Source organism: Streptococcus mitis (genome assembly GCF_009496205.1).
Classification (GTDB): domain Bacteria; phylum Bacillota; class Bacilli; order Lactobacillales; family Streptococcaceae; genus Streptococcus; species Streptococcus mitis_BN.
The window spans coordinates 1-3,254 of the sequence record NZ_WIJO01000095.1 but is presented as its reverse complement, the minus strand read 5'-3'; the positions used below and the strand labels follow the sequence as shown (position 1 = coordinate 3,254).

3 protein-coding genes, 1 tRNA gene, 1 rRNA gene and 1 other RNA gene are annotated in these 3,254 nt (G+C 38.7%); all 6 read left to right on the top strand.

What is annotated here, in order from left to right; translation table 11 throughout:
- Positions 1-10: 10 nt before the first annotated feature.
- Positions 11-126, top strand: a 5S ribosomal RNA gene (rrf, locus tag GEZ85_RS09980).
- Between the two features lie 5 nt (positions 127-131).
- A tRNA-Asn gene (locus GEZ85_RS09975) sits at positions 132-205 on the top strand.
- A 380-nt stretch (positions 206-585) separates the two neighbouring features.
- A complete protein-coding gene (comW, locus tag GEZ85_RS09970; RefSeq protein WP_194251552.1) occupies positions 586-822 on the top strand; it encodes a sigma(X)-activator ComW in 237 nt (78 codons plus the stop codon).
- A 231-nt stretch (positions 823-1,053) separates the two neighbouring features.
- Positions 1,054-2,340, top strand: coding sequence for an adenylosuccinate synthase (locus tag GEZ85_RS09965; protein ID WP_153210200.1), 1,287 nt, complete (start codon positions 1,054-1,056; stop codon positions 2,338-2,340).
- 199 nt (positions 2,341-2,539) lie between these two features.
- A complete protein-coding gene (gene tadA / locus GEZ85_RS09960; RefSeq protein WP_153210198.1) occupies positions 2,540-3,007 on the top strand; it encodes a tRNA adenosine(34) deaminase TadA in 468 nt (155 codons plus the stop codon).
- Between the two features lie 32 nt (positions 3,008-3,039).
- An RNA gene (gene ffs, locus GEZ85_RS09955) (signal recognition particle sRNA small type) lies at positions 3,040-3,133 on the top strand.
- Positions 3,134-3,254: the final 121 nt, after the last annotated feature.

Genomic DNA, 3,254 nt, shown 5'->3' with positions numbered 1-3,254 from the left:
TTACTCAGAGTTAAGTGACGATAGCCTAGGAGATACACCTGTACCCATGCCGAACACAGAAGTTAAGCCCTAGAACGCCGGAAGTAGTTGGGGGTTGCCCCCTGTGAGATATGGAAGTCGCTTAGCTTTAATCCGCCATAGCTCAGTTGGTAGTAGCGCATGACTGTTAATCATGATGTCGTAGGTTCGAGTCCTACTGGCGGAGTAGTTAAGAAAAAGAGGTTTAGGCCTCTTTTTTTATGTAATTCATAATCTATTTAGTGTTATTTGGTGTGAGATATTTTTTGCTGAGTAAAGTTTCAGAGCCCTCCGTTTTCGAGCAGGGAGATCTTTTTAGGACTTTAATCGAGGGTAGCGAAGAGGCTAAACGTGGCGGACTGTAAATACGCTCCTTCGAGGGATTCGAATCCTTCCGCTTCCATTATCTTAGTTTTTGAAATTTAGGTAGTAAATTTATTCCTATTCTGTCAATTTTTCTATTTGTTATCTTTTTGAGGTTGGTATTTGAGCAATTCAGGAATTGTTACTAACTTTTTATAATTTTTTGTTAGAATAAGGTCATAAAAAGTAAAGGAGTGTATGCTTATGCTACAAAGTATCTATGATCAGATGACTGATTTCTATGACAGTATCGAAGAAGAGTATGCTACTTTCTTTGATAATAGTTGGGAGTGGGAACATTTTCATTTTAAATTTTTGATTTATTATTTAGTTCGATATGGCATTGGGTGTCGTAGGGATTTTATTGTTTATCATTATCGTGTTGCTTATCGTTTGTATCTTGAAAAATTGATAATGAATCGGGGTTTTATTTCTTGTTGAGGTAATTTTAGTAAATTTCCGAACAAAATTACTTTTTTCATGGCAATATAACAATAAATAGCTGGTTATTTTTCTAAAACATTTTTTAATAGTTGGAAATAGCAAATCTTTCTATTGTTTCTTCTTGATAAAAAGGTGATTTTTTCTTATAATAAATTGTAAGATATAATTGCAGGTGAGAGTCCTGCCATGTATGTGAGAAAGGAAGAGCCTGAGGGCTCAGACAAAATTATGACTTCAGTTGTTGTTGTAGGTACCCAATGGGGTGATGAAGGTAAAGGGAAGATTACAGACTTCCTTTCAGCGAATGCAGAAGTGATTGCACGTTACCAAGGTGGTGATAATGCAGGTCACACGATTGTGATTGATGGTAAGAAATTTAAGTTGCACTTGATTCCATCTGGAATTTTCTTCCCTGAAAAAATCTCTGTTATTGGGAATGGTATGGTTGTAAATCCTAAATCTCTTGTAAAAGAGTTGAGCTATCTTCATGAGGAGGGTGTGACAACTGATAACTTGCGTATTTCTGATCGCGCGCATGTTATTTTGCCTTATCATATCGAGTTGGATCGCTTGCAAGAAGAAGCTAAGGGCGACAATAAGATTGGAACTACAATCAAGGGAATTGGTCCAGCTTATATGGACAAGGCTGCTCGTGTTGGGATTCGTATTGCCGATCTTTTGGATAGAGATATTTTCCGTGAGCGTTTAGAACGTAACCTTGCTGAAAAGAATCGTCTTTTTGAAAAATTGTATGATAGTAAAGCGATTGATTTCGATGATATTTTTGAAGAATATTACGAATATGGTCAACAAATCAAGAAATATGTGACAGACACATCTGTTATTTTGAATGATGCGCTTGATAACGGTAAACGTGTGCTTTTTGAAGGTGCACAAGGTGTTATGCTAGATATCGACCAAGGTACGTATCCATTTGTTACGTCATCAAACCCTGTGGCTGGTGGTGTTACGATTGGTTCTGGTGTTGGTCCAAGTAAGATTGACAAGGTTGTTGGTGTATGTAAAGCCTATACGAGTCGTGTAGGAGACGGTCCTTTCCCAACTGAGTTGTTTGATGAAGTGGGAGAACGTATCCGTGAAGTCGGTCATGAATATGGTACAACAACTGGTCGTCCACGTCGTGTGGGATGGTTTGATTCAGTTGTGATGCGCCATAGTCGTCGTGTTTCTGGTATTACTAATCTTTCATTGAACTCTATCGATGTTTTGAGCGGTTTGGATACTGTGAAAATCTGTGTGGCCTATGATCTTGATGGTCAACGTATTGACTACTATCCAGCTAGTCTTGAGCAATTGAAACGTTGCAAGCCTATCTATGAAGAGTTGCCAGGTTGGTCAGAAGATATTACTGGAGTTCGTAATTTGGAAGATCTTCCTGAGAATGCGCGTAACTATGTTCGTCGTGTGAGTGAATTGGTTGGCGTTCGTATTTCTACTTTCTCAGTAGGTCCTGGTCGTGAACAAACAAATATTTTAGAAAGTGTTTGGTCCTAAGAGATTTTTAAGATTTGTTTAAGATAGGTCGGGTATACTATAGATAGTTACAAGAAGACCTCCTAACTTGTTGTAACAAATATCCTAAACTTTTCTTTTTCATAATAATCTCCCTATAAAGTCACCGCATTCGGTGGCTTTTTTTGTCTCGGGAATCATGATATAATAATAAAATCGATAAGTAGGAAAAGGGAAATTGATGAATTATACAGTTGAAGAAAAAGAAGTCTTCATGAGAGAGGCTTTGAGAGAGGCTAAGATTGCTCTTGAACACGATGAAATTCCAATTGGTTGTGTGATTGTCAAGGACGGAGAAATCATTGGCCGTGGGCATAATGCGCGTGAGGAACTGCAGCGAGCGGTTATGCATGCGGAGATTATGGCTATAGAGAATGCGAACATGAGTGAGGAGAGCTGGCGCTTGCTGGATTGCACGCTTTTTGTGACCATTGAGCCGTGTGTCATGTGTAGTGGGGCGATTGGACTCGCCCGTATTCCAAACGTGGTCTATGGGGCTAAAAACCAGAAATTTGGCGCTGCTGGGAGTTTGTACGATATCTTGACAGATGAGCGTCTCAATCATCGTGTGGAGGTTGAAACGGGAATTTTGGAAGATGAATGCGCAGCTATTATGCAGGACTTTTTTAGAAATAGACGGAAAAAATAATTTTTCTTTTAAAATGAATAGGAATGTGATATAATAAATAGTGGAGCAACAGTTCTGCGTGAAGCGGGTCAGGGGAGGAATCCAGCAGCCCTAAGCGATTTGAATTGTGTGCTCTTTTTTTCGGCTCTTTGTCAACTGTAGTGGGTTGAAGAAAAGCTAATATCTAGAAAGGACAAATTTCGTCCTTTCTTTTTTGATATTCAGAGCGATAAAAATCCGTTTTTTGAAGTTTTCAAAGTTCCGAAAT

Coding starts and splice junctions, on each gene's coding strand:
- tadA (WP_153210198.1), top strand. CDS start 2,540: ATGAATTATACAGTTGAAGAAAAAGAAGTCTTCATGAGAGAGGCTTTG.
- comW (WP_194251552.1), top strand. CDS start 586: ATGCTACAAAGTATCTATGATCAGATGACTGATTTCTATGACAGTATC.
- GEZ85_RS09965 (WP_153210200.1), top strand. CDS start 1,054: ATGACTTCAGTTGTTGTTGTAGGTACCCAATGGGGTGATGAAGGTAAA.